This is a genomic window from Nevskia sp., assembly GCF_023266035.1.
Taxonomy (GTDB): domain Bacteria; phylum Pseudomonadota; class Gammaproteobacteria; order Nevskiales; family Nevskiaceae; genus Nevskia.
The window spans coordinates 1-24168 of record NZ_JAHFRY010000074.1 but is presented as its reverse complement, the minus strand read 5'-3'; the positions used below and the strand labels follow the sequence as shown (position 1 = coordinate 24168).

Annotated in this window: 26 protein-coding genes and 1 pseudogene; 13 read left to right on the top strand and 14 right to left on the bottom strand. The window is 64.1% G+C overall.

The features are described 5' to 3' along the window. The 5 genes and pseudogenes from Q0D45_RS12635 to grxD all read right to left on the bottom strand — a co-directional run. A pseudogene (locus Q0D45_RS12635) lies at positions 1 to 474 on the bottom strand (NADP-dependent malic enzyme); the annotation flags it as partial. A 43-nt stretch (positions 475 to 517) separates the two neighbouring features. Then, complete coding sequence (locus tag Q0D45_RS12630) at positions 518 to 1279, bottom strand: molybdopterin-binding protein (protein WP_293393337.1); 762 nt, start codon at positions 1277 to 1279, stop codon at positions 518 to 520. Between the two features lie 31 nt (positions 1280 to 1310). Continuing rightward, on the bottom strand, positions 1311 to 1709 hold the full coding sequence (locus tag Q0D45_RS12625) for a type II toxin-antitoxin system PemK/MazF family toxin (RefSeq protein WP_366946440.1): 399 nt from the start codon (positions 1707 to 1709) through the stop codon (positions 1311 to 1313). Next, the gene (locus tag Q0D45_RS12620) at positions 1684 to 1920 is read right to left on the bottom strand and encodes a type II toxin-antitoxin system PrlF family antitoxin (RefSeq protein WP_293393333.1); all 237 of its coding nucleotides are present in this window, start codon (positions 1918 to 1920) and stop codon (positions 1684 to 1686) included. The genes Q0D45_RS12625 and Q0D45_RS12620 overlap by 26 nt, the downstream gene beginning before the upstream one ends. Before the next feature lie 181 nt (positions 1921 to 2101). Continuing rightward, positions 2102 to 2422, bottom strand: a complete 321-nt coding sequence (grxD, locus tag Q0D45_RS12615; protein WP_022975533.1) for a Grx4 family monothiol glutaredoxin — start codon at positions 2420 to 2422, stop codon at positions 2102 to 2104. Positions 2423 to 2623: 201 nt separating this feature from the next. On the opposite strand from grxD, the gene Q0D45_RS12610 reads away from it, so the two are divergent. From Q0D45_RS12610 to Q0D45_RS12595, 4 genes are all read left to right on the top strand, one after another. Next, positions 2624 to 3199, top strand: coding sequence for a Fe-Mn family superoxide dismutase (locus Q0D45_RS12610; protein ID WP_293393331.1), 576 nt, complete (start codon positions 2624 to 2626; stop codon positions 3197 to 3199). Positions 3200 to 3372: 173 nt separating this feature from the next. Next, a complete protein-coding gene (argF, locus tag Q0D45_RS12605; protein WP_293393329.1) occupies positions 3373 to 4269 on the top strand; it encodes an ornithine carbamoyltransferase in 897 nt (298 codons plus the stop codon). Positions 4270 to 4289: 20 nt separating this feature from the next. Next, positions 4290 to 5144: a carboxylating nicotinate-nucleotide diphosphorylase gene (gene nadC / locus Q0D45_RS12600; protein WP_366946441.1), complete on the top strand. Its 855-nt coding sequence runs from the start codon at positions 4290 to 4292 to the stop codon at positions 5142 to 5144. An 81-nt stretch (positions 5145 to 5225) separates the two neighbouring features. Further along, complete coding sequence (locus Q0D45_RS12595; RefSeq protein ID WP_293393325.1) at positions 5226 to 6095, top strand: DUF1003 domain-containing protein; 870 nt, start codon at positions 5226 to 5228, stop codon at positions 6093 to 6095. Positions 6096 to 6105: 10 nt separating this feature from the next. On the opposite strand, the gene sppA is transcribed toward Q0D45_RS12595, so the two are convergent. Further along, positions 6106 to 7974 (bottom strand): signal peptide peptidase SppA, encoded by a 1869-nt coding sequence (sppA, locus tag Q0D45_RS12590; protein WP_293393323.1) that lies wholly within the window; start codon positions 7972 to 7974, stop codon positions 6106 to 6108. A gap of 218 nt (positions 7975 to 8192) precedes the next feature. On the opposite strand from sppA, the gene trxB reads away from it, so the two are divergent. After that, positions 8193 to 9146, top strand: a complete 954-nt coding sequence (gene trxB, locus Q0D45_RS12585; RefSeq protein ID WP_293393321.1) for a thioredoxin-disulfide reductase — start codon at positions 8193 to 8195, stop codon at positions 9144 to 9146. A gap of 93 nt (positions 9147 to 9239) precedes the next feature. Then, positions 9240 to 9701 (top strand): C40 family peptidase, encoded by a 462-nt coding sequence (locus tag Q0D45_RS12580; protein ID WP_293393319.1) that lies wholly within the window; start codon positions 9240 to 9242, stop codon positions 9699 to 9701. Positions 9702 to 9715: 14 nt separating this feature from the next. Here the strand turns inward: Q0D45_RS12580 and Q0D45_RS12575 are convergent, their stop codons facing one another. From Q0D45_RS12575 to rpsP, 6 genes are all read right to left on the bottom strand, one after another. Further along, entirely contained in the window at positions 9716 to 10009 is a 294-nt protein-coding gene (locus tag Q0D45_RS12575) for a hypothetical protein (protein WP_293393317.1), read from the bottom strand. Between the two features lie 226 nt (positions 10010 to 10235). Next, positions 10236 to 12119 (bottom strand): molecular chaperone HtpG, encoded by a 1884-nt coding sequence (htpG, locus tag Q0D45_RS12570; RefSeq protein ID WP_293393315.1) that lies wholly within the window; start codon positions 12117 to 12119, stop codon positions 10236 to 10238. Between the two features lie 172 nt (positions 12120 to 12291). Further along, positions 12292 to 12642: a 50S ribosomal protein L19 gene (gene rplS, locus Q0D45_RS12565; protein ID WP_022975523.1), complete on the bottom strand. Its 351-nt coding sequence runs from the start codon at positions 12640 to 12642 to the stop codon at positions 12292 to 12294. A 39-nt stretch (positions 12643 to 12681) separates the two neighbouring features. After that, a complete protein-coding gene (trmD, locus tag Q0D45_RS12560) occupies positions 12682 to 13428 on the bottom strand; it encodes a tRNA (guanosine(37)-N1)-methyltransferase TrmD (RefSeq protein ID WP_293393312.1) in 747 nt (248 codons plus the stop codon). A gap of 1 nt (position 13429) precedes the next feature. Then, positions 13430 to 13933 carry a ribosome maturation factor RimM gene (gene rimM / locus Q0D45_RS12555; RefSeq protein ID WP_293393310.1) on the bottom strand — a complete coding sequence of 168 codons (504 nt, stop codon included), beginning with the start codon at positions 13931 to 13933 and terminating at the stop codon, positions 13430 to 13432. Positions 13934 to 13967: 34 nt separating this feature from the next. Next, the gene (rpsP, locus tag Q0D45_RS12550) at positions 13968 to 14222 is read right to left on the bottom strand and encodes a 30S ribosomal protein S16 (RefSeq protein ID WP_293393339.1); all 255 of its coding nucleotides are present in this window, start codon (positions 14220 to 14222) and stop codon (positions 13968 to 13970) included. Positions 14223 to 14496: 274 nt separating this feature from the next. Between rpsP and Q0D45_RS12545 the strand changes: the two genes are divergently transcribed. The 4 genes from Q0D45_RS12545 to Q0D45_RS12530 all read left to right on the top strand — a co-directional run bounded on the left by Q0D45_RS12545 (position 14497) and on the right by Q0D45_RS12530 (position 19031). After that, entirely contained in the window at positions 14497 to 14955 is a 459-nt protein-coding gene (locus Q0D45_RS12545; protein WP_293393309.1) for a (2Fe-2S)-binding protein, read from the top strand. Positions 14956 to 14975: 20 nt separating this feature from the next. Further along, positions 14976 to 17246 (top strand): xanthine dehydrogenase family protein molybdopterin-binding subunit, encoded by a 2271-nt coding sequence (locus Q0D45_RS12540; protein ID WP_293393307.1) that lies wholly within the window; start codon positions 14976 to 14978, stop codon positions 17244 to 17246. Positions 17247 to 17313: 67 nt separating this feature from the next. Then, a complete protein-coding gene (locus Q0D45_RS12535; protein ID WP_293393305.1) occupies positions 17314 to 18432 on the top strand; it encodes an XdhC family protein in 1119 nt (372 codons plus the stop codon). Continuing rightward, complete coding sequence (locus Q0D45_RS12530) at positions 18429 to 19031, top strand: nucleotidyltransferase family protein (protein WP_293393303.1); 603 nt, start codon at positions 18429 to 18431, stop codon at positions 19029 to 19031. The genes Q0D45_RS12535 and Q0D45_RS12530 overlap by 4 nt, the downstream gene beginning before the upstream one ends. Positions 19032 to 19106: 75 nt before the next feature. Here the strand turns inward: Q0D45_RS12530 and ffh are convergent, their stop codons facing one another. Beyond that, positions 19107 to 20474 carry a signal recognition particle protein gene (gene ffh / locus Q0D45_RS12525; RefSeq protein WP_293393301.1) on the bottom strand — a complete coding sequence of 456 codons (1368 nt, stop codon included), beginning with the start codon at positions 20472 to 20474 and terminating at the stop codon, positions 19107 to 19109. A 187-nt stretch (positions 20475 to 20661) separates the two neighbouring features. Next, positions 20662 to 21426, bottom strand: a complete 765-nt coding sequence (locus Q0D45_RS12520; protein ID WP_293393300.1) for a 3',5'-cyclic-nucleotide phosphodiesterase — start codon at positions 21424 to 21426, stop codon at positions 20662 to 20664. 129 nt (positions 21427 to 21555) lie between these two features. Here Q0D45_RS12520 and ccsA point away from each other — a divergent pair, with 129 nt between their 5' ends. The 3 genes from ccsA to Q0D45_RS12505 form a co-directional block, all read left to right on the top strand. Further along, a complete protein-coding gene (ccsA, locus tag Q0D45_RS12515) occupies positions 21556 to 22341 on the top strand; it encodes a cytochrome c biogenesis protein CcsA (RefSeq protein ID WP_293393298.1) in 786 nt (261 codons plus the stop codon). Between the two features lie 89 nt (positions 22342 to 22430). Continuing rightward, positions 22431 to 23699: an HlyC/CorC family transporter gene (locus Q0D45_RS12510; RefSeq protein ID WP_022975512.1), complete on the top strand. Its 1269-nt coding sequence runs from the start codon at positions 22431 to 22433 to the stop codon at positions 23697 to 23699. A 147-nt stretch (positions 23700 to 23846) separates the two neighbouring features. Then, positions 23847 to 24168: chromate transporter (locus Q0D45_RS12505; RefSeq protein WP_293393296.1), on the top strand; the 322-nt coding region annotated here is incomplete at its 3' end.

The window sequence follows — 24168 nt, the reverse complement described above, 5'->3', positions numbered from 1 at the left end:
AATCTTCATGCGTTCGCGCAGCTTGCGCTCGATGTAGAAGCACTCCGGCGCCTTGATGTCTTCGAGGTTGATGCCGCCGAAGGTCGGTTCCAGCGCGGCGATGATGTCGATCAGCTTGTCCGGGTCGCGCTGTTCGACTTCCAGATCGAAGACATCGATACCGGCGAATTTCTTGAACAGCACCGCCTTGCCTTCCATCACCGGCTTGGCCGCCAGTGGACCGATTGCACCAAGACCGAGCACGGCCGTGCCATTGGTGATCACCGCCACCAGATTGCCGCGCGCGGTGTAGCGAAAGGCGTTGGCCGGATCCTTGACGATCTCTTCGCAGGCCGCCGCGACACCAGGCGAATAGGCCAGCGCCAGATCGTTCTGGTTGACCATTTGCTTGGTCGGCATGACGGCAAGTTTTCCGGGCGTCGGAAACTCGTGATATTCGAGCGCGGCGAGGCGGGCGGCGTCGATCGGATTCATGCGCGGAGATCTCGGGCGATTTTGCGGACGCGCATTCTTACGCTCACGGTTGGTGCAGGTCTTCGATGCGAATGTCGCCGCGCGCCAGCAGCCGCTCGCGGAACCAGCGAGTCGCCGCTTCGGCATCGGCCTTCGGACCCTTGATGCCGAACTCGATGTGCCGCTCGCGCTCCGGCGTGCCGCGGAACGGCAGACTGGCGAGCTTGATCGGCGGATAGGCGCTCAAGGTGGCTTCCATCAGATCAATCAGATCGCCCTCGCCGCCCGAGCCATAGGCGCGGAAGGTGAACTCGACCGGCGGCTCGGCGTTATGCAGGGCTCGCAGACGCTCGTCGAGCACCCATTCGAGCATCGGCCAGGCCATTTCCGGGAAGCCCGGCACGAAGTAGCAGTTGCCGATATGGAAGCCGGCAATGTTGTTGATCGGATTCGGAATCAGCCCCGCGCCGAGCGGAAAATCGGCCATCAGCACACGATTCGGCCAGGCCTTGTCGCCGTACTGGCGCTCGATGATCGCCAGCGCTTCGGGATGTCGGGCAATCGGCACGTCGAAAGCGCGTGCTGCCGCTTGCCGCGTGCGGTCATCCGGGGTGCCGCCGATGCCGCCGCAGGACAGCAGAACATCGCCGCGCGCCCGCGCAGCCCGGATCAGCTCGGCGATCTGCAGTTCGTCATCGCCGGCGAAATGCGCCCATTCCAGGCTGATGCCGCGCGCGTTCAGCAGCTCGATCACTTTCGGAAGGTGCTTGTCCGGCCGCTTGCCGGACAGCAGTTCATCACCGACGATCAGAAGACCTACTGCCATCTCGATCCCTCCTTGTTTTCGAGTTCCACGCTCAAGGCTGTTCGCGCAGCGCGTCGCGAACCAGCAGGGCTTGCAGCGAAAGACTGACACCGGCCTGATCGCTCGCCGCCAGGCGGCCGGCACGACGCAGGATCAGCCGGTGATCCAGCGTGAACAGCTTCATGCGGGCAACCGAAGGTGCCGGCAGACCGGCCGCGGCAAGATCGGCGATCGGCGTATCGAGTGGCCAGGCAGCGCGACCTTCCTTGCTGCTGGTGATCATCGCCAGCACCGAGTGGCCGATTTCCGCGTTGAAGTTGGTTTTTGACGACAGCACCAGCGCCGGACGGCGCTTGGTAGAGTCGCGATCGGTGAACGGAAAGGGCACAACAACGACGTCATAGGCATCGAGCTGATCGAGCTCCTCAGAGGTCACGATAAGCCGCCTCATCATCATCGGACGACCATTCGGAAGCCAGGGTGCCGTTCAGTGCGCGGGCGTACTCGGCGTCGAACGGCTGCTGTTTCCGCAGGTAGACGACGCCGCTTTCGTTGATCTCGAAACGCACGACATCCCCGGATTTCAGGCCTAGCGCCTCACGGACCGGTTGCGGAATCGTGGCTTGATACTTGGTCGTCAGTCGGCTGGCAATATCGCTCATCGGCAATTCATTGGTAATGGCGTATTACCAAATTACCGTTATCTTCGGCTGGCCGTCAATCGATCTGGCGGTATTCGCCACTCCTGTCGACGGCTTTCTCGCCATGCGCCAGATTTCTTGTGGCGCGGCCCAACAAAAAACGCCCGCGCAAGGCGGGCGTTTCGGTACAGCCGAGCAGCGATCAGGCAGCGACAGTCGCTTCCTTCAGCATCTTCTGCAGCTCGCCGGACTGGAACAGGTCGAGCGTGATATCGCAGCCGCCGACCAGTTCGCCCTTCACGTACAACTGCGGGAAGGTCGGCCAGTTGGCGAACTTCGGCAGCGCGCGATAAACCTCTTCATCTTCGTAGATGTTGACGTAGGCGTACTCGGCCCCGCAGCTATTGAGGGCCTTGATGACGCGCGACGAAAATCCGCATTGCGGAAAATCCGGCGTGCCCTTCATGTAGACAATGATCGGGTTCTGGGTAACCTGCTGCTTGATTCTTTCGAGTGCGTCCATGGTCCTGTCCGTGATGGCTGAGGCGGGGAATGACCGATTTTAACACCCGGAAGGATCAGCTACATTGAAGCCGCCCTTCGGGCACATCGGCAATGCTAAAATCGCGCCATCGATGGGATCGCAGTCGACCGCCGTCCGACTGCATTTCATCGGACACTGAACCCCCTCGGAACCGTCAACCCGCCTTCACGAGTAATTTCCATGACCTTTGCCCTGCCGGAACTGCCTTACGCCCGCGAAGCACTCGAGCCGCACATGTCGCGCGAGACCTTCGAGTACCACTACGGCAAGCATCACAAGGCCTATGTCGACATGGCCAACAAGCTGATCGTCGGTACCGAATTCGAGAACGCGTCGATTGAAGACGTGATCAAGAAGTCGTCCGGCAAACTGTTCAACAACGTCGCCCAGATCTGGAACCACACCTTTTTCTGGCACTGCCTGACGCCGAGCCAGGCTGCCCCCGGCAAGAAGCTGACCGACGCGCTGGTCAAGACCTTCGGCGGCATCGAAGACTTCAAGAAGCAGTTCACTGAAGCCGCCATCGGCACCTTCGGCTCGGGCTGGGCCTGGCTGGTCAAGAAGTCCGACGGCACCCTGGCGATCGTGTCGACCACCGGCGCTGGCAACCCGATGACCAATGGCGACACGCCGCTGCTGACCTGTGACGTCTGGGAACACGCCTACTACATCGACTACCGCAACGCCCGTCCGACCTACCTGGAACACTACTGGTCGCTGGTGAACTGGGAATTCGTCGAGAAGAACCTGAGCTGATCGCAGCAGATCGGGCACGTCCGTCCCGCGTGGACGGACGCTGTCCGGTTCATTTATGGTTGAAAGGGTCGCCGGTTGCGACCCTTTTTGTTTTTGGCCTTTCACCTTCTCTTTCAGACTTTGCATGACCCGCTGCCCGCCGTGACCCGGGCCGCGCTCCACCGGATTTCGAGATGACTCGTCACCTGCTCAAGCTCAGCGACTTCACTTCCGACGAACTGCGCGCCATCGTGCTGCGCGCCATCGAGATGAAGAAGTCCGGCCCGACGCGAAACGGCGTGCTTGCGGGCAAGACGCTGGCGATGATCTTCACCAAGAATTCGACGCGTACGCGCGTCAGCTTCGAAGCCGGCATGGCCAAGTTCGGCGGCCACGCGCTGTTCCTGCATTCGAACGCGACCCAGCTGGGCCGCGACGAACCGATCGAGGACACGGCGAAAGTGCTGTCGCGAATGTGCGACGCGATCATGATCCGCAACGATTCCCAGGCCGATCAGGAAGCGCTGGCTTCGGCCTCCCGCGTGCCGGTCATCAACGGCCTGTCTGACGTCCATCACCCTTGCCAGCTGCTGGCCGATATGCAGACCTGGTTCGAGCATCGCGGCGATCCGAAGGGCAAGGTTGCAGCCTGGATCGGCGACGGCAACAACGTCTGCCATTCCTGGATCGAAGCCGCCAGGCTGTTCGACTTCAAGCTGCGCATCGCCAGCCCCAAGGGCTTCGAACCGGCGGCTGACATCGTTGCCGCAGCCGGCAGTCACGTCGAGCTGCTGCGCGGCGCGAGCTTCGCCGCCAACGGTGCCGATCTGCTGGTCACCGACACCTGGACCAGCATGGGCCAGGAAGCCGAATACCAGCGTCGGGTCGCCGCTTTCGCCGATTACCAGATCGACGCCGAGCTGATGGCACGCGGCAAACGTGATGCGATCTTCATGCACTGCCTGCCGGCACATCGCGGCGAGGAAGTGTCGGCGGCAGTCATCGACGGGCCGCAGAGCGTGGTCTGGGATGAGGCCGAGAACCGCATGTGGGCGCAGATGGCGCTGCTCGAACATCTGCTGTCGAAGTGAGCGTGCCCCTGAGCATGGCGATGGCGCTGCCTGCCTACGTCACCGATCTCGACGCCGTCGTCGCCCAGGCGATTGCCGAAGACCTGGGTAGCGGCGATCACACGGCGCGTCTGGTGCCAGCCGATCAACAGGCCAATGCGCGGGTGATCTCGCGCGAAACCGCGGTGATCTGCGGCCGGGCCTGGGTCGATGCGGTGTTCGCTCAGCTCGACGCCGAGGTGCAGCTCGAATGGCTGGTCAATGACGGCCAGCCCGTCACCGCCGATCAGGTGCTTTATCGCCTGCAAGGCTCGGCGCGCAGCCTGCTGACCGGCGAGCGCACAGCGCTGAATTTCCTGCAGTCGCTGTCCGGCACCGCGACGGCAGTGCGCGAATACGTCGACGCGGTGGCCGGCACCGGTGCGGCGATCGTCGATACCCGCAAGACCTTGCCCGGCTTGCGCAACGCCCAGAAGTACGCGGTGCTCTGCGGCGGCGGCGTCAACCATCGCATCGGCCTGTACGACGGCATCCTGATCAAGGAAAACCACATCGCCGCCGCCGGTGGCATCGCCGAAGCGATCGCCGCTGCGCGAGCGCTGGGTTCCGGCGTGCCGCTGATGACCGAAGCGGAAACGCTGGACGAAGCCCGCATCGCTCTGGATCAGGACGTCGACCTGCTGCTGGTCGACGATTTCGCCGATTCCGAACTCCGCGCGGCCGTGCGTCTGACCCAGGCTCACCGCGCGGCCGGCGGCCGCACGCTGATCGAATACTCCGGCGGCGCCACCTTGGCGAACATTCGGGCGATCGCCGAAACCGGCGTCGACCGCATCTCGATCGGCGCGATCACCAAGCACGTGCGCGCCGTCGATCTGTCGATGCGCTTCACCTGACGAGGTTCGGCGAGCGAAGCGCACAATGCTGGTAGAGCGACCGTCCGAGTCGTAGCCAAGGCCATGTCGGGGGATGTTCCGGTGACTGCTTACCTGCAACTGCTGAAGCGCGTGCCGCTGTTCCAGGGCTTCTCCGACAGCGATCTCGGCGAGCTGGAACAGCTGCTGCTACCGCGCAAGATCGCGCCCGGCAGCTTGCTGTTCTCGAAGGGCGAGCACGGCGCTTCGATGTTCATCGTCGTCAGCGGCAAGGTGCGCGTGCTGCTGCCGGCCACGCAGCCCGGTGCGACACCGGTGGTGCTGCAGGAACTGGGCGACGGCGAGTTCTTCGGCGAGATGGCGCTGATCGACAACCAGCCGCGCAGCGCCAGCGTCGACGTGCCGCATGGCGCCGAGCTGGTCGAACTGACCCGCGACAGCTTCATTGCCCAGCTCGATCATTCGCCGCGCATCGGCATCTCGATGCTGACGGTGATGTCACGGCGACTGCGCGCCGCCGCCGAACTGCTCGGCTCGCCAGCGTCCCGCGATATCAACCGGGAATCCGACGAGCAGCAGACCTGGTCGCAGAAGCTGGCCGACCGGGTTGCACAGTGGAACGGCAGCTGGTCGTTCCTGATCCTGCTGATCGCCGCGACGGCGATCTGGACCGGCATCAACGCAATACCCGGCTTGCAGTTCGATCCCTATCCGTACCAGTTCTTCAACTTCTTCCTGGCCTTTCTGGTCGCCGTGCAAGGCCCGCTGCTGATGATGAGCCAGAACCGGCAGGTGCTGAAGGAACGCCTGCACGCGGAAGCCGATTACCGGGTCAACCTGAAGAACGAGACCGGCATCGGCCAGGTGCTGCTGGAACTGGCTGAACTTCGGCGCGAGCTGGCGGAAGTCCGCCAGGAAGCGGATACCAAGCCGGCGGCGCCAAGAGACACCACCGACTCGGGAATCCTCTGATTCAGCTGGCTCAGCGCCCGCCGAGTTCCGGCGTGCAGAAGCAGTAGGCGTAGACGCGCTGCGGATCGTCGAGACGACGCACGGCCTCGCCGATCGCCTTCGCAGGGGCTGCCAAGGCGCCGCCCGGCAGCTGGCCCAGAAGCGCACCATAAAGATTCCCTTGGCCGCTCATGCCCTGCCCCTTGCCGAACAGCTCGCCAAGCAGTTGCTTGAACAGATCGCGATCCGGCTGCATCTCGTTGAGCTGATAGCGACCAGGAGCGAGCTTGGCGAGTTGTGCCAGTGCCGTTTCGGCATCCTGGAAGCTGCCGAGTGAATCGACCAGGCCCAGCTCCTTCGCTGCCTTGCCGCTCCAGACCCGGCCGCGGGCGATCGAATCGACCTGCTCGACCGGAATCTCGCGGCCCTTGGCCACGCCTTCGATGAAGTTGCGATAACCCTTCTCGATCTGCAGCTGGAACAGCGTCTTGACGCTGTCGGCCAGCGGCCGGTCGATGCGGAACGCGCCAGCCAGCGGCGTGGTGCCGACGCCATCGGTGTGGATGCCGATCTTGTTCAGCGGCTCGTTGATGGTCGGGATCATGCCGAAGATGCCGATCGAGCCGGTGATCGTCGTCGGCTCGGCCCAGATCTGGTCGGCGTCCATCGAAATCCAGTAGCCACCGCTCGCAGCCAGAGTCGACATCGACGCGACCACCGGCTTGCCGGCGGCCTGCAGCGCCAGCACGCCACGACGGATCTTCTCCGAGGCGAACACGCTGCCGCCCGGCGAATTGACCCGCAGCAGCACCGCCTTGACCTTGTCGTCGCGGCGAGCGCGATCAAGCAGATCGGCGATGGTGTCGCCGCCGGCGTTGTTGTCCTCGCCATCACCGTCGACGATCTCGCCCTGGACGATCACCACGGCCATCTTGTCGGTGCTGCGGGCAGCCTTTTCGGCATGGATGGCGGCCAGATAGCTGCCGGCGTCGATCTGCCGGAACGAGCCGTGATCGTCGTCTTCGCCTACGCGTTCGATCATCCGCTTGCGGAAGTCCGCCTGGGTTTCGATCTGCGTCACCAGACCGGCTTCGAGCGCATAAGCGGCGAGATCGCCCTTGTGCTTCTCCAGGCCCGCCGACAAGCCGGCGATGTAGCGATTGGCGGCATCCGGCGTCAGCTTGCGCGCCTCGCCGACGGTGCTGCCGTACAGGCTCCAGAGATCACCGAGCCAAGCCTGGTTCGCGGTGCGGGCCTCGGGCGACATGTCGTTGCGCTCGTAAGGCTCGACGGCAGACTTGAACTCACCGACGCGAAACACGTTGATCTGCACACCGAGCTTGTCGAGCGCGTCCTTGAAGTAGTTGGTGTAGACCGAAAAACCTTCGAGCAGCACCGAGCCGAGCGGATCGATGGAGATTTCATCAGCCTGCGCCGCGATGTAGTACTGCTTCTGGTCGTAGGAATCGCCGTAGGCATAAACCGGCTTGCCGGCCGCGCGGAACTTGCGCAGGGCGACGGCTATTTCTTCGAGCTGCGGCAGACCGGCACCGGCCATGTCGTCGAGCTTGACGACGATCGACGGGATGCGCGCATCGGTGGCTGCGGCGTCGATGGCATCGACCACTTCGCGCAGCGAGGTCTGGGCCGGCTTGTTGTCGCTGAACCGTTGCAGGAAGGCGCGGCTGCGGTCGTTCGGAATCTGATCGCTGAGATCGCCGAACGGGATCACGGCCAGCGCGATGTTGTCCTCGATGACCGGTGTCTGGTCGCGGCTGCCGGCCCAGATACCGACACCAAGGACGACCAGCGAAAGAATGACCAGAGCGCGAAAGCAAAACACGATCAGCGTCCAGATCCAGCTGAACAGACGCACGATCAGGGGGCGCGGCTCACTCATGTGGGGGAAATCCGGGGCAATGGGGACGGAAAAGTATCGCACGGGGCTTGCCGGTACGCGGCTCGGTGGACGTTCCGCGACAGGGGCTTTGAAGCGGCGAATACGTCCCCATCATCCGCTCGATGCCACCGATGGTGCACTGCCGCACCGCTTGGCATTGCGGGGCCTTATGCTGCGCGCCTGCCGTCAGGTCTTTCTCAATTCGTTACTGAAAAATCATGAGCAATCATCACCCGCTGATCATTCTCGGCTCCGGCCCCGCCGGCTATACGGCTGCGGTCTATGCGGCCCGCGCCAACCTGAAACCGGTGCTGATCACCGGTGTCGAGCAGGGCGGCCAGCTGATGACCACCACCGAGGTCGACAACTGGCCGGGTGATGTCGAACACCTTCAGGGTCCGGACTTGATGGACCGCATGCGCCGTCACGCCGAGCGCTTCGATACCCAGTTCATCTATGACCACATCGACAAGGTCGATCTGAAGAACCGGCCGTTCACCTTGCATGGCGGCAGCGGCAGCTATACCTGCGACGCACTGATCATCGCCACCGGCGCCAGCGCCAAGTACCTCGGCATTCCTTCCGAAGAATCGTTCAAGGGCAAGGGCGTGTCCGCCTGCGCGACCTGCGACGGCTTCTTCTACAAGGGCCAGGAAGTCGCGGTGATCGGTGGCGGCAATACGGCGGTGGAGGAAGCGCTGTATCTCGCCAACATCGCGGCCAAGGTCACCATCGTGCACCGCCGCGACAAGTTCAAGGGCGAGAAGATCCTGCACGACAAGCTGTTCAAGCGGCAGGCGGAAGGCAAGGTCGAGATCGTCTGGAACTCGTCGCTCGATGAAGTGCTCGGCGACGCGACTGGCGTCACCGGCATGCGCGTCAAGAACGTGCAGGACGGCAGCACCCGCGAGGCCAAGCTGGCCGGGGTGTTCATCGCCATCGGCCACTCGCCGAACACCGGCATCTTCGAAGGCCAGCTCGATATGGCTGGCGGCTATCTGAAGGTGAAAAGCGGCAGCGAAGGCAATGCCACCGCGACCAGCGTCGAAGGCGTGTTCGCAGCTGGTGACGTGATGGATCACGTCTACCGCCAGGCGATCACCTCGGCCGGCACCGGCTGCCAGGCCGCGCTCGATGCCGAGCGTTATCTGGACAAGCTCCACGGCGGCTGAAGCGTCGCCGGCAGGCGCCACTGCAGAACCCTCGCACGATCAATGTCGACGCGAGGGTTTTTTATGGGCCGCGCGACTGGCACAGTGCCGGCCATGTCGCTGCCCCGCCTGGTCGTTCCGATTCTGCTGATGCTGGCGCTCCTGCTCGGCGGCTGCGCGAGCCGGCCGACGCCGGATCATCTGGAACTGCGCCAGCACATCGTCGAGACCGCGCTCGGCCAGTTGGGCCGTCCCTATCGGTACGGCGGCCGAGACCCGGACGGCTTCGATTGCAGCGGCCTGGTGCAGTTCGCGTACAGCGAAGCCGGGGTGATCGTGCCGCGCGATACCCGGTCGCAACGCGAAGCCGGCAAGTCCTTGTCGCTAAGCAAGGCCCAGCCCGGCGATCTGCTGTTCTACCGTTTCGAGAACGGCGGTGGCCTGCATGTCGGTCTGTATCTGGGCGATGGCCGGATGATTCACGCACCAGCCTCGGGCCGGCAGGTCAGCCTGGTTGAAGTCGCCTCGCCGATCTGGAAGAAGCGCTACCTGGAAACGATCCGGCTGCTGCAGTAAGACAGCGGGCGCGTTCAGCGGCAGGATTCTGCCTTGGTCAGCACTTCCATCGGCACCTTCTGGCCGCCGTGCAGGCCGCCATGCAGCACCACATGACGGCAGGCACCGCCTACGGTGCAGATATCGCCGCAGGCTCCGTAACGGCGCTCGCTTTCTGGCGCCGCAGTTGCCGGGATCGAACGCATCAGCGAATCCAGCGTCTGTGCGATGCGGGCGTTCGGACTGATCAGGCCGCCCTGCAGCAGCAGCAGCATCATCGAGGCGGTCAGCACCACCACCAGCGGCGTTAGCACCGAGGCACCGGCCATCGACGCAGATCGCCGGCAATCGGACAGCCGGGGTCGCGAGCCGCGGCCATTCACAGATGGCGGACCACGCTCCTGTGGTTGCGATCCCTGCACGTCAAATCCTCGCCGTTCCCGGCAAGTCTCTACAAGTTCTGTTCCCGCAGCTTTTGGACAAACCGCGTCAAAAAAACGGCACGAAGAAACGAGTCGTGCCGTTCGATCATTCAATACTGGTGCGGCCTGAACCTCAGCCGATGACGATCCGGCCCGCTTCGAGCTTGGCGTTCGACAGGATCAGCGTATTGAGCCGGCGCACGAAAGCCGCCGGATCTTCGAGCTGGCCGCCTTCGGCGAGCACACTCTGGTCGTACAGGATCGCCGCCAGGTCATCGAACTCGGCATCGCCGGCCGCTTTGAGGCGCTCGACCAGCGGGTGCTCGGCATTGATTTCCAGCACTGGCGGCATGGCCGGCGCGGCCTGCCCGGCCTGCTTGAGAATCTTCTCCAGACGACGGCTGTAGCCGAAATCCGGCGCCACCAGACAGGCCGGTGATTCGACCAGGCGTGACGACAATCTGGCACTTTCGATCTTCGCGCCCAGCGATTTGCCGAGCCGTTCCAGCAGCGGCGCGAACTCGGTCTCGGTCTTTTCCTTCTCCGGTGTCGAGACATCTGACGCCAGATCGGCGCCGCCGACGGCGCAGGATTCCAGCTGCTTGCCATCGAACTCGTTGAGGTGCATGACCACCCATTCGTCGATGCGATCGGACAGCAGCAGCACTTCCCAGCCCTTCTTGCGGAAGCCTTCGACATGCGGCACGGCGCGCGCAGCGGCGGGCGTGTCGCCGGTCACGTAATAGATCTTGGTCTGGCCTTCCGGCATCCGGGCGACGTAATCGGCCAGCGACACCTTGGCGCCATCGGTCGCGGTAGTGGAATCGAAGCGGCACAGCTTGGCGATGCGCTCGCGATTCACTGCGTCCTCGACCAGACCTTCCTTCAGCACGGCGCCGAAGATGTCCCAGAACTTCGCGTAGTCATCCGGCTTGTTCTTGGCCAGGTCGTCGAGCATGTCGAGCACCCGCTTGGTCAGCGCGGATTTCAGCTTCTCGACATTGCGATTGCCCTGCAGCAGTTCGCGCGACACGTTGAGCGGCAGATCGTCGGAATCGACCAGGCCGCGCACGAAGCGCAGATAGGCCGGCAGCAGCTCGGCGCCGTGATCCATGATGAACACGCGCTTCACATACAGCTGCAGGCCGCGGGCCTTGTCGCGATCCCAGAGATCGAAGGGCGCGGCGCCCGGAATGAAGAGCAGCGAGATGTAGCTGAGATTGCCTTCGACTCTCTGATGCGCCCAGCTCAGCGGCTTGCCCGGATCGAAGGACAGCGCGGTGTAGAAGCTGTGGTAGTCCTCATCGCTCAGCTCGGACTTTGGACGCGTCCAAAGTGCTGCAGCCTTGTTCAGCGTCTCGACCTCGCCGTCATCGACCTTGAGCCGCACCGGCAGGCCGATGTGGTCGGAATACTTGCGCACCAGATGGCCGATGCGGCCGGCTTCGAGAAATTCCTTCTCGTCGTCGCGCAGATGCAGCGTGATATCGGTGCCGCGCTCGTTCTTGATGACCGGTTCCAGCGAATAGCTGCCCTCGCCGGTCGATTCCCAGACGTGTGCTGCGGTCTCGCCGGCCCGGCGCGAAGTGACCGTGACCTTGTCGGCGACGATGAAGGCCGAGTAGAAGCCGACGCCGAACTGGCCGATCAGCTGGGCATCCTTCTTGCCGTCGGCGGACAGCTGCTCCATGAACGCCTTGGTGCCGGAGCGGGCGATAGTGCCGAGGTTGTCGACCAGATCCTCGCGGCTCATGCCGACGCCGTTGTCGCGCACGGTCAAGGTGCCAGCCGCGCTGTCGACGATCAGATCGACGGCCAGCACGGTGTCCTCGCCGAACAGCGCCGGATCCTGGATCGCCAGGAAGCGCAGCTTGTCGGCGGCGTCCGAGGCATTCGAGATCAGCTCGCGCAGGAAGATTTCCTTGTTCGAGTACAGCGAGTGGATCATCAGCTTGAGCAGCTGGCGGGTCTCGGTCTGGAATTCGAATTGCTGCGGGGCGGCGGAATCGGTGGTCATGGAATGCTCTCGGTGATGTTGGCCAACCCCGCCTTGTTGGGTTCATCCGGCAAGGCTTTCAAGGGGTTGAGCATGAACTCCGGCAATACGACGGACACAAAAAAGCCGGCATCGTTTCCGATGCCGGCTTTTCGAGGACTTCGTCGCGCGCCGTGGGCGCGCGTGCTCAGTCTCAGCCCAGCTTTTCCTTGATGCGAGCCGCCTTGCCCTGGCGGCCGCGCAGGTAGTACAGCTTGGCGCGGGCGACGCTGCCGCGGCGCTTGATGGTGATTTCAGCGACCTGCGGGCTGTAGCTCTGGAAGACGCGCTCGACGCCTTCGCCATGCGACATCTTGCGCACGGTGAACGCGGAGTTGACGCCGCGCGAACGCTTGGCGATCACCACGCCTTCATAGGCCTGGAGACGCTCGCGGTCGCCTTCCTTGACCTTCACCTTCACTTCAACCGTGTCTCCCGGGCGGAAATCCGGGATGACCTTGCCGGCCATCGTTTCTGCATCCAACGCCTGAATGATCTTGCTCATGTCAAAACACCTCGTTTCAATGGTGACGTCGTTCGACGTCTAGTTTTTCTCGCCGGAGTGCTCGGATAGAAACTCCCGTAGCAGCTCGGCATCGGTACGGCTGATTTGCAGCTTTTCCAGCAAGTCAGGTCGCTTCAGGAAAGTGGCCCCGAGCGCCTGTTTTCTACGCCAACGCGCGATTTTCGCATGATCGCCGGACAACAGCACGTCCGGTACCGGTGCATCGCGCCACAACGGTGGCCGCGTGTAGTGCGGATGATCGAGCAGACCGGTGCTGAACGAATCGGCCTCGGCCGATCCTTCATGCCCCAGCACGCCCGGCAGCAAGCGCGCCATCGCGTCCACCAGCACCATCGCGGCGAGTTCCCCGCCCGACAGCACGAAATCGCCCAGCGACACTTCGAAGTCGATCAGCGGTGTGACCCGCTCATCCAAGCCTTCGTAGCGTCCGCAGATCAGCACCAGGGCCGGCTCTGCTGCCAGTTGCTCCACCAGCGCCTGGGTCATCGGCAAGCCCTGCGGGCTCAACGCAATGACCTTGGCATCGACACCGATCGCCGTTTTCGCGGCAGCGATCGCATCGGCCAGTGGCCCCGGTTCCATCACCATGCCGGGACCGCCCCCGTAGGAACGATCGTCGACCCGGCGGTCGGCCCCGTCGCTGTAATTGCGGAGATCGCGGGCATGGAACTGCAATGCGCCGCAATCAACCGCTTTACGCGGGATGCCAACCTTGACCACCTGTTCCACGAAAGCCGGGAACAGGCTCACCACATCCAGCTTCATTTCAGTAGTCCGGCGCCCAGTCGGCGACGATGCGCCGAGCTTCGGTATCCACTGACAGGATGATCGGCCCCTGCACGAACGGAATCAGTCTTTCGACCTCGCCATCGCTCAGCACCAGCACATCCTGAACACCGTTTTCCATCATGCCGGTGACCGTGCCGAGCGGCTCGTCGTTGTTGGAGACGACGCTCATGCCGATCAGATCAGCCCAGTAGTAACTGCCAGCGGGTGCCGGCGGCAGTTCCGTGCGATCGACCGAAATGTCCTTGCCGACCAGCCGCGCAGCGATATCGCGATCGGTGATCGGCTGGCCATCGCGTCCGGACAGCTGGGCGATGATGCCGTTGACCTGAGCTTTCGCATCGACCAGAGCCGACCCATAACCATCGTCCGCGCCCAGCCACCACAACGGATACTTCAGAAGGTTTTCAGCCGGCCGGGTGTTGGAAACGATCTTGACCCAGCCCTTGACACCGAAAACGCCGGCGACGCGACCCAGCGTCACCCGGCGGGAGCTATCTCCCCCTTCCTGCGACACTTCAGGCCGCAACAGCGACCGGCACGCTCTTGACGAGGTAGGCAACGCGCTCCGACACCTGAGCGCCGTTCTGCTGCCAGTAGGCAATGCGGGCGGTATCGACAACCAGCTTCTGCTCGGCGCCGCGGGCGTTCGGGTTGTAGAAGCCCAGGCGCTCGACGAACTTGCCATCGCGCGACGAACGGCTATCGGTCGCAACGACGTGGTAGAACGGGCGCTTCTTGGCTCCGGCGCGGGCCAGACGAATCTTCATCATGATCTTTTGAACTCTCGGGAAATGCTGACGCAAGGTACGCGAAAGCGCGGAATGATAATGCCCGCCCCCCAAAATTGAAAGATCGGCCCGTAAATTGCTCGCGCTTCGCCCTCGCCTCTGCGCATTGAGCACAGAGAGCCGGCGCATCTTGTCGTCGTCAAGAGGCTGAACCGGCATGCGGCCGATGACGAAGATCGAACGAGTGTTACCGATCGTTAACACTGTCGGCGCTCGCTCCTTTATCATTCCGCAACTATCGTTCCCGAGCCTTCCCATGACCGATCTGACCATCAACGGCGTCAAGCACACCCACAATGGCGACGCGGCGATGCCGCTGCTGTGGTTCATCCGCGACGAAGTCGGCATGACCGGCACCAAGTTCGGCTGTGGCGTGGCCCAGTGCGGCGCCTGCACTGTCCATCTCGATGGCCAGCCGATCCGCTCCTGCGTCACACCGGTCTCGGTGGCTGCCGGCAAGAACATCACCACCATCGAAGGCACGGCCACCGACAAGGTCGGCGCGGCAGTGCAGGCTTCGTGGCGCAAGTTGGATGTTGTCCAGTGCGGTTACTGCCAGTCCGGCCAGATCATGTCGGCCGTGGCCTTGCTGGCCAAGAACAAGGCGCCGACCGATAGCGACATCGACAGCGCGATGGGCGGCAACGTCTGCCGCTGCGCGACTTATGTCCGCATTCGAGCGGCGATCCACGACGCCGCCACGGCGCTGGCCTGAACCCACCGGAGATCATCAGCATGGGCATCATGAAACGCATCACCGGTAACGACAGCAAAGCCAGCAGCAGCACGCCGCTGATCAATGTCAGCCGCCGCAGCTTCCTGCAGGGCAGCGGCGGTCTGGCCATCGGCGTCTGCCTGGGCCCGGTTGCCTGCTCGTCGAAAGACGCCGGCACCGCCGCGACCGTCGCCAGCAACATCCCGGCGTTCGAGCCGAACGCCTTCATCCGCATCGGCGCCGACAACTCGGTGACGGTGATCGCCAAGCATCTGGAAATGGGCCAGGGCACCTTCACCGGCCTCGCCACCTTGGCTGCCGAGGAACTCGACGCCGACTGGTCGCAGGTCTCGGTGGAAGCTGCTCCGGCCGATGTCACCAAGTACAAGAACAACCTGCTCGGTGGCCAGGGCACCGGCGGTTCGACCGCGATGGCCGATTCGCACGAGCCGATGCGCAAGGCCGGCGCCACCGCCCGGGCGATGCTGGTCAGCGCTGCTGCTGCCGAATGGAAAGTGCCGGCGGCCGAGATCACCGTCAGCAAGGGCACGATCCGTCACGCTGCTTCGAAGAAGGAAGCCAGCTTCGGCCAGATGGCCGACAAGGCCGCCAAGCAGCCGGTTCCGACCGACGTCGTGCTGAAGGATCCGAAGAACTTCACGCTGATCGGCAGCCAGACGGCAACCCGCAAGGACTCCGCCGCCAAGACCAATGGCACGGCGAAGTTCACCCAGGACGTGAAGCTCGACGGCATGCTGATCGCCGTGCTCGCCCATGCACCGAACTTCGGCAGCACCATCAAGAGCTTCGACGACAGCAAGGCGCGCGCAGTGGCCGGCGTCGTCGACGTGATCCGCGTCGATGCCGTGCCGGGCGTCAATCGCGCCGCCGTTGCGGTGCTCGCCAAGAACACCTGGGTTGCCAAGCAGGGCCGTGATGCGCTGGTCGTCGAATGGGAAGAGGCGGAAGCCTTCAAGCTCAGCTCGGCCGAAATCTTCAAGCAGTTCCATGAGCTGTCCGCCAAACCGGGCCTGGTCGCCGGTACCCGTGGCGATACCGCCGTAGCGCTGAAGAAGCCGGCCAAGTTGCTCGAAGCGAGCTATGAATTTCCCTACCTCGCTCACGCGGCGATGGAACCGCTGAACTGCGTCATCCATTACACCGGCGACAGCTGCCAGATCTGGAACGGCGAGCAGTTCCAGACCTTCGATCAAGCCGCCGCTGCCGCCACGCTCGGCCTGAAGCCGGAGCAGGTCAGCATCACCCAGCTCTATGCTGGCGGCAGTTTCGGCCGCCGCGCCAGTTCGAAGTCGGACTTCATCGTCGAAGCCGCCACCCTGGCCAAGGCTGCGTACGCGAAAGGCGTGAAAGCGCCGCTGAAGATGGTCTGGACCCGCGAAGACGACATGCGCGGCGGCTACTACCGCCCGGCGTTCGTGCATGCGATCAAGGCCGGCCTCGACAAGGACGGCAAGCTGGTCGGCTGGCAGCAGCGCATCGTCGGCCAATCGATCGCCAAGGGCACGGCGCTGGAGCCGTACATGGTCCATGAAGGCATCGATCACACCTCGGTCGAAGGCACTTCGGACACCCGCTACGACATCGCCAACCTGCAGGTCGAACTGCACTCGGTCGACTACAAGCTGCCGGTGCTGTGGTGGCGTTCGGTCGGCCATACGCATACCGCGTATGCCGTCGAAACGATGATGGACGAGCTGGCGCATGCCGCCGGCAAGGATCCGGTCGAGTTTCGTCGTGCGCTGCTCGAGAAGCAGCCGCGTCACCTCGCCGTGCTGGAACTGGCGGCGGCCAAGGCCGACTGGGGCAAGCCGCTGGCGCCGATCACCGGCATGAAGCGCGGCCGCGGCATCGCCGTGCATGAGTCGTTCAACACCTTCGTCGCGGAAGTGGCCGAAGTGAGCATCGATGCCGACGGCATGCTGAAAGTCGATCGCGTCGTCTGCGCCGTCGACTGCGGCCTGGCGATCAACCCGGACGTGATCAAGGCGCAGATGGAAGGCGGCATCGGCTTCGGCCTTGCGGCGATCCTGCATTCCGAGATCACCTTCGATCAAGGCAAGGTCGTGCAAGGCAATTTCGGCGAATACCCGATGCTGCGCATCAACGAGATGCCGGTGATCGAAGTGCATCTGGTGGCCTCGGCCGAAAAGCCTACCGGCGTCGGCGAACCGGGCGTACCCCCGATCGGGCCAGCGGTTGCCAATGCGGTGTTCGCGGCCACCGCCAAGCGCATCCGCAAGCTGCCGTTCGGCGACCAGCTGAGCGCCTGATCGCAAGCTTCAACCGGGCCGCACCCCGCCAGCCGGGGTCGCGGCCCTTTTCATTTCGGATGAAGCCATGAACACCCCCCAGGAATTCGGCAGCTTGCTCGCCGGTCTGCACAGGCTGGCCGACAGCGGCTTCGCGCAAGGCGGCGGCGCGCTGGCGACCTTGACCCAGACCAGCGGCTCGACCTTCCGCCGCGCCGGCGCGCGGATGCTGGTCTGCGGCGATGGCACCGTGGTGCGCGGCCTGTCCGGCGGCTGCCCGGAAGCCGACATCATCGGCCGCGCCCGCGAAGTGATTGCCGAAGGTATCGCTCGAATCGTCCGCTACGACCGCGAATCCGGCCTCGATGCGCTGCTGGAACTCGGCTGTGGCGGCGAGCTGGAAGTGCTGATCGAACCGCTGACCAAGGCTCGCGATCTCGATTTCATCGACGCCGCTGCCGACTGCCTCGCCGCCCGCCGCAGCGGCGTACTGGCCACCGTCTACCGTCGCGACGGCGCAGTGATGAATCCGAAGCCGCGGCGCATGGTCATCGACGAAGGCCGCATCGTCGTCAACGAATTCGGCGCCGGCCTGATCAGCGGCGTGCTCGCCGATCTGGCGCTGGATCGCTTGCCGATCACGCCGAGCGTCGAGCGCTTCACCCACGGCGGCAATGCCTACGAAGTGCTGCTCGAAGCACTGATTCCGCCCTATGCGCTGTTCATCGTCGGCATCAACGCCGGCGCCGTGGCACTGGCGCGGATCGCTGCGGTGCTCGGCTGGCAGGTGACCTTGGTCGATGACCGCGACGATCGCGGCGAACGTGTCTGGTCGGGCGGCCTGCTGCCGGACAAGGTTCGCCGGGTCACGGCAACGCCGCAGCAGATCACCGAGCAGCTGGACTTCGACGCACGCAGCTTCGCCGTGGTGATGACCCACAACCTCGGCCGCGACATCGACTATCTGCGCGCGCTCGGCGACGTGCCGCTCGCCTATCTCGGCTCGCTCGGATCACGCCAGCGGGCGGCGCGGCTGTACGCGGGCTCCGGCCTGTCCGCCGAACAACTGCGCGCGCCAGCCGGGCTCGATCTCGGTTCGGAGACACCGGAAGAAATCGCGCTGGCGATCAGTGCGGAAATCCTTGCGGTGACCAGTGGTCGCGCGGCAGAGTCGCTCAGTCAGACGACTGGACCGATCCACGCATGAATGCTCCGAATGCTTCGCCCGTCATCATGGTCATGGCTGCGGGCGCAGCGACCCGTTATGGCAGTGCCAAGCAACTGGCTCGGCTGCCCAATGGCTGCACCCTGGTTCGCCACGCTGCGGTGACCGCCATCGAAACCGGCCTGCCGGTGCAGATCGTGATCGGCGCACACGGCGAACTGGTGCGCGCGGAACTGATCGGGCTGGAACTGGCCATCGTCGATGCCACGGAGTGGTGGCGCGGCGTCGGCCGTTCGATCGCGCAAGGCGTCGATGCTCTGGTCGCCCGCGTCGGCAAGCCGGCCAGTGTGCTGCTGACGCTCGCCGATCTGCCGCAAGTCACGTCGAAAGACTTGCTGCGTCTGGCCGAGCTGCATCGCCAATCGCCGGATCGCCTGCTGGTCTCCGGCTTCGGCGACAACCGCGGCCCGCCCTGCCTGTTCCCGGCTGATTGCCTGCCAGCGTTGCAAAAACTGGACAGCGACGACGGCGCCCGTGACGTCTTGAAAGCGAATGCGGAGCGCGTGATTGCAGTGCCGCTCGCGGCAGCTGGCTTCGACATCGACCGGCCGTCAGACCTGCTGAAGATGCCAAGCCTGTAGGGCGGCCCGTGGCCGCCGACTCGGTTCGCTAGCAAAGGCGCACGGCGGGCACGGCCCGCCCTACGCAAGCAGGACTCAGCGCCCCGGCGGCCCGAACCCTGGCGGCATGCGGCCAGCCAGTGCCCGCATCATCTTGGCCATGCCGCCGCCCTGGAGCTTCTTCATCATCTCCTTGGTCTGGTCGAACTGGCGCATCAGCTTGTTCACTTCCTGCACTTCAAGGCCGGCGCCCTGGGCGATGCGCTTCTTGCGCGAGGCCTTGATCAGATCGGGGAAGCGGCGCTCCTGCTTGGTCATCGAATTGATGATCGCGACCGCGCGCTTGATCTCCTTCTCCGGCTTCACATTCTTCATCTGCGCCTGCAGCTTGGCGCCGCCGGGCAGCTTCTCGAGCATCGCGCCCATGTCGCCCATCTGTTCCATCTGCGCCATCTGCTGACGGAAATCTTCCAGGTCGAAGCTCTTCTTGTTCTTGAGCTTGTTGGCGAGCTTGGCGGCGGCTTCGGTATCGACCTTGCGGCTGGCTTCCTCGATCAGGCCGAGCATGTCGCCCTGGCCGAGGATCCGCGCGGCGATGCGATCCGGGTGGAACACTTCGAGCGCGCCAGATTTCTCGCCGACGCCGATGAACTTGACCGGCTTGCCGGTGACATGGCGTACCGACAGTGCGGCACCGCCGCGCGAGTCGCCGTCGGTCTTGGTCAGGATCACGCCGGTCAGCGGCAGGCGATCGGCGAAAGCCTTGGCGGTGTTGGCGGCGTCCTGGCCGGTCATCGAGTCGACGACGAACAGGGTTTCGACCGGGTTCAGCGCGGCGTGCAGGGCCGCGACCTCGAGCATCATTTCTTCGTCGATGCCGAGGCGGCCGGCGGTGTCGACGATCAGCACATCGGCGAATTGCAGCTTGGCGTGGGCCAGCGCCGCCTTGGCGATCTCGACCGGCGATTCGCCGAGCTTCGACGGGAACCATTCGACCTCGACCTGGCCGGCGACGACGCGCAACTGTTCGATGGCGGCCGGGCGATAGACGTCGCAGGAGACGACGATGACTTTCTTCTTGTCGACTTCGCGCAGGCGCAGCGCCAGCTTGCCGGTGGTCGTGGTCTTGCCCGAGCCCTGCAGGCCGGCCATCAGGATCACGGCGGGCGGCTGGGTACGCAGGTTCAGCGGTTCGGCGGTGCCGCCGAGCGTCGCCGTCAATTCCTGCTGCACCACACGCAGCATCGCCTGGCCCGGCGTCAGGCTTTCGGTGACTTCGGTGCCGACCGCGCGTGCCTTGACCTTCTCGATGAACTCGCGAACCACCGGCAGCGCCACATCCGCTTCGAGCAGCGCCATGCGCAGCTCGCGGGCAGCGGTGTTGACCTGGTCTTCGGTCAGGCGACCCTGGCCACGCAGCGCGTCGAGCGTGCGGGTCAGGCGGGAACTCAGATTCTCGAACATGGGCAGACGTCGGTTGGGTATTGCGGGACGGCGCAATTATGCAGGAGGGCGCGGCGTGAACTGCTTCATCTCGCGCCGGAACCAGCGAAAAGCTATCTCACGCAAAGACGCAAAGACGCGGAGAGAATCAAAAATTTTTACTGCTCAGGCTTTTCTTTGCGGCTTTGCGTGAGCCCGGCTTTTGCCTTTAGACGACGATCTCGTCGCCGATCCGCAAGTGCCGGTACTGCCAACCGGCCAGCGCCACCGTGCATTGCTCGGCGATCAGCGTTTCGGAGCCCGGCTTGGCGTGGGTCAGATGGAGCATCGGCCGGTGCCTGAGCTTGCCCAGCTCGCTGCCGAGACGGCCCGGCGTGAAATGCCGCGCCCGCTGCGCCAGCGCGTCTTCGTGGTTCGGGAACGCCACTTCGATCATCAGATGATCGAGGCGCGGCAGGGCATTGAGGAAGTCCCAGATCCGGTCATGGGCAAAGGTATCGCCGCTGAACGCGAACACGCCTCGGCCGTCGTCGACGACGAAACCCACCGCCGGCACCGTGTGCGACACCCCGAACGGCGTGATCGACAAGGCACCGAGCTTCAGCGACGTGGCCGGCACCAGCGGCTCCAGCACGATCAGCGGATGTTCAGCGTCCGGCAGCGCGGTGAAATCCGGCCACACCTTCCAGTTGAAAATGTGTTCGCGCAGCACGGCAAGCGCCTCCGGGATCGCATGCACCTTGAGCGGGTGATCGATCTCGCCGAACAGGTTGTCGGCCATGAACGCCAGGCCGCAGATGTGATCGAGATGGGCGTGGGTCAGCAGCACGGTCTTGATCGCGGCGAGTTCGGCCGGCTGCAGATCGCCGACGCCGGTGCCGGCGTCGATCAGCAGCGCGCCGTCGATCAGCAGGGTCGTGGTCCGCAGACCCGGCCCGATACCGCCGCTACATCCGAGAATCCTGATCTGCATCGCATCCAGCAGTGAGTTCGAGCGGCAAATCTAGCACGCGCATTTTCGTTGTCGCCCTCGCAGACACCGGTCATTGTTCCGAGGCTGCCTGCGGCACGCTACTATCCGGTCAGCCGACAACGAACGCCCATGTCCCTCACTTTCAGCCTGATCGCCGCCATCCTGTACGCCATCGCCGGCTGGCGTGCGCTGCGTGTCAAGGTCGAGGGCGAACATCTGGTGCTGACCGTGGCGCTGCTCGCCCACGCCGCCGCGCTGAGCCAGCAGGTGATCGCCGGATCGAACCTGGTGATCGGCATTGCCGAATCGCTGTCGATGCTCGGCTTCCTGTCCTCGCTGATGCTCTGGGTGTTCTGCTTCCGCGAGCCGCTGCATGCGCTCGGCGTGGTGCATTACCCGATCACCGCACTGTGGGCGCTGGCGCCGGCGTTCTTCACCGACCACGGCCATCCGATTCCGCTGGCCGACTGGAAGATCGGCCTGCACATCATCTTTTCGCTGCTCAGCGCCGGCCTGCTGACCCTGGCTTCGATCCAGGCGATCGCCACGCTGAGCCTCGACCGCATGCTGCGCAAGCCGGCGAACATCACGCTGCTGCGCCGGCTGCCGCCGCTGCAGACCATGGAACGGCTGCTGTTCCAGCTGATCTTCTTCGGCTTCTTCCTGCTGTCGCTGACCCTGGTCAGCGGCATGCTGTTCGTCAACAACCTGTTCGCCCAGCATCTGGTCCACAAGACCGTGCTCAGCTTCTGCGCCTGGCTGACCTTCGGCATGCTGCTCTGGGGCCGCATGCGTCACGGCTGGCGCGGCCGCACCGCCGTACGTTGGGCACTGTCCGGTTATGCCGCGCTGGTGCTGGCCTATTTCGGCTCCAAGGTGATCCTCGAACAAGTGCTCGGACGCAGCTGGTATTGAGCCACGCGGCCCGCAGCAATCGGACGCCGGCTTGACACGCCACCCTGCCTGTCCGGTTTAATGCAGTCCGGGAGGTCAAGGGTTTCCAGTTGGACGACAAGACATTAGTAGCGCTGCTGATCCTGCTGGTCTTCCTGCTTCTGCTTTCGGCGTTCTTCGCTGGATCAGAAACGGCGTTGATGGCACTCAACCGCTATCGCCTGCGCCACCTGGCGAAATCCGGTCATCGCGGTGCCAAGCTCGCTGAAAAGCTGCTGGAGCGGCCCGATCGCCTGATCGGCATGATCCTGCTCGGCAACATCGCCGTGCATTCGGCGTCCACCGCGATCGCCACCATCATCACCTTGGAGCTTTACGGCAGCGCCTGGATCGCCGCCACCACCGGTGTGCTGACCGTGTTCATCCTGATCTTCGGCGAGATCGCCCCGAAGACGCTCAGCGCGCTGCACCCGGAAAAGGTCGCGATTCCGTCGGCCTACATCTACACGACGCTGCAGTGGATCGTGTACCCGGTGGTCTACGTGGTGAACGTGTTGTCGAACGGCGTGCTGCGGATGTTCGGGGTCAGCCCGGAAGATGCGGCCGCGCACAGCCTGTCGAGCGAGGAACTGCGCTCGGTGGTGGCGGAGGCCGGCGCCATGATTCCCGAGCGCCATCAACGCATGCTGCTGTCGATCCTCGATCTGGAGAAGGCGACCGTCGAGGACATCATGATTCCGCGCAACGAGATCGTCGGCATCGACATCTCCGAGCCCTGGGAAAAGATCCGCGAAGTGATCATCGCCTCCAGCCATACGCGGCTGCCGGTATTCGACGGCTCGATCGACGACCTCAAGGGCATCGTCCATCTGCGCAAGGTGCTGCGCCTGACCGTGCAGGACAACCTCACGCTCGAAACCCTGCTGACCCTGGTCCGCGATCCCTATTACATCCCCGAAGGCACGCCGTTGAATCAGCAGCTGCTGAACTTCCAGGACCAGAAGCGGCGCATCGGTTTCGTGGTCGACGAATACGGCGATATCCAGGGTCTGGTGACGCTCGAAGACATCCTCGAAGAAGTGGTCGGTGAGTTCACCTCGGACCCGGCGACGCGGGTCAAGAACGTCTACCTCGATGCCGATGGCAGCGTGCTGGTGCACGGCTCGGTGACCATCCGCAGCCTGAACCGTTCGCTGAACTGGAAGCTGCCGACCGGAGGGCCAAAGACCCTCAATGGCCTGGTCATGGAGCAGATGCAGGAGCTGCCCCGCCCCGGCGCGCGGCTGGTGATCGGCGGTTACCAGGTCGAGATCACCGATATCCGCGCCAACGCGGTGAAGAGCGCGCGGATACGGCCGATAGCGGTGACCGCGTCCTGAAGCTGTCGGGCGCACAAGCTGCCCGGTAGACTTCGCACCGGGGCTCACGCAGACGCCCTCTGTACCGACGATCCTCGTCCAAGTTCTGCTCCAGCACGGGCTCAAGCCCGACGGAGCCTTGTGACTACCCTTCCTGAAAATCCGACCGTGATCGCCGAAACGCTGCCGCGCCCTGCCCCGGTGTCATTCGGGGTAGCGCTGCGCTTTTGGCTGTGGCTCGGCTTCGTCTCGTTCGGTGGCCCGGCCGGGCAGATCGCGGTGATGCATCAGGAGCTGGTCGATCGCCGGCGCTGGATTTCCGAACGTCGTTTCCTGCACGCGCTGAACTACTGCATGGTGCTGCCCGGCCCGGAAGCGCAGCAGCTCGCGACCTACATCGGCTGGCTGCTGCACGGCACCCGTGGCGGCATCGCGGCCGGGGCGCTGTTCGTGCTGCCTTCGCTGGCGATGCTGATCGGCCTGACCTGGG

Bases quoted from the DNA above. Each gene is read 5' to 3' on its own strand.
- rpsP (WP_293393339.1), bottom strand. From the start codon at position 14,222: ATGATGAAGATTCGTCTGGCCCGCGCCGGAGCCAAGAAGCGCCCGTTC.
- Q0D45_RS12630 (WP_293393337.1), bottom strand. From the start codon at position 1,279: ATGGCAGTAGGTCTTCTGATCGTCGGTGATGAACTGCTGTCCGGCAAG.
- sppA (WP_293393323.1), bottom strand. From the start codon at position 7,974: ATGAGTGAGCCGCGCCCCCTGATCGTGCGTCTGTTCAGCTGGATCTGG.
- rplS (WP_022975523.1), bottom strand. From the start codon at position 12,642: ATGAGCAAGATCATTCAGGCGTTGGATGCAGAAACGATGGCCGGCAAG.
- grxD (WP_022975533.1), bottom strand. From the start codon at position 2,422: ATGGACGCACTCGAAAGAATCAAGCAGCAGGTTACCCAGAACCCGATC.
- htpG (WP_293393315.1), bottom strand. From the start codon at position 12,119: ATGACCACCGATTCCGCCGCCCCGCAGCAATTCGAATTCCAGACCGAG.
- ffh (WP_293393301.1), bottom strand. From the start codon at position 20,474: ATGTTCGAGAATCTGAGTTCCCGCCTGACCCGCACGCTCGACGCGCTG.
- Q0D45_RS12520 (WP_293393300.1), bottom strand. From the start codon at position 21,426: ATGCAGATCAGGATTCTCGGATGTAGCGGCGGTATCGGGCCGGGTCTG.
- trxB (WP_293393321.1), top strand. From the start codon at position 8,193: ATGAGCAATCATCACCCGCTGATCATTCTCGGCTCCGGCCCCGCCGGC.
- ccsA (WP_293393298.1), top strand. From the start codon at position 21,556: ATGTCCCTCACTTTCAGCCTGATCGCCGCCATCCTGTACGCCATCGCC.
- Q0D45_RS12575 (WP_293393317.1), bottom strand. From the start codon at position 10,009: ATGGCCGGTGCCTCGGTGCTAACGCCGCTGGTGGTGGTGCTGACCGCC.
- Q0D45_RS12580 (WP_293393319.1), top strand. From the start codon at position 9,240: ATGTCGCTGCCCCGCCTGGTCGTTCCGATTCTGCTGATGCTGGCGCTC.
- Q0D45_RS12530 (WP_293393303.1), top strand. From the start codon at position 18,429: ATGAATGCTCCGAATGCTTCGCCCGTCATCATGGTCATGGCTGCGGGC.
- Q0D45_RS12625 (WP_366946440.1), bottom strand. From the start codon at position 1,709: ATGAGGCGGCTTATCGTGACCTCTGAGGAGCTCGATCAGCTCGATGCC.
- Q0D45_RS12620 (WP_293393333.1), bottom strand. From the start codon at position 1,920: ATGAGCGATATTGCCAGCCGACTGACGACCAAGTATCAAGCCACGATT.
- Q0D45_RS12545 (WP_293393309.1), top strand. From the start codon at position 14,497: ATGACCGATCTGACCATCAACGGCGTCAAGCACACCCACAATGGCGAC.
- argF (WP_293393329.1), top strand. From the start codon at position 3,373: ATGACTCGTCACCTGCTCAAGCTCAGCGACTTCACTTCCGACGAACTG.
- Q0D45_RS12535 (WP_293393305.1), top strand. From the start codon at position 17,314: ATGAACACCCCCCAGGAATTCGGCAGCTTGCTCGCCGGTCTGCACAGG.
- nadC (WP_366946441.1), top strand. From the start codon at position 4,290: ATGGCGCTGCCTGCCTACGTCACCGATCTCGACGCCGTCGTCGCCCAG.
- trmD (WP_293393312.1), bottom strand. From the start codon at position 13,428: ATGAAGCTGGATGTGGTGAGCCTGTTCCCGGCTTTCGTGGAACAGGTG.
- Q0D45_RS12540 (WP_293393307.1), top strand. From the start codon at position 14,976: ATGGGCATCATGAAACGCATCACCGGTAACGACAGCAAAGCCAGCAGC.
- Q0D45_RS12610 (WP_293393331.1), top strand. From the start codon at position 2,624: ATGACCTTTGCCCTGCCGGAACTGCCTTACGCCCGCGAAGCACTCGAG.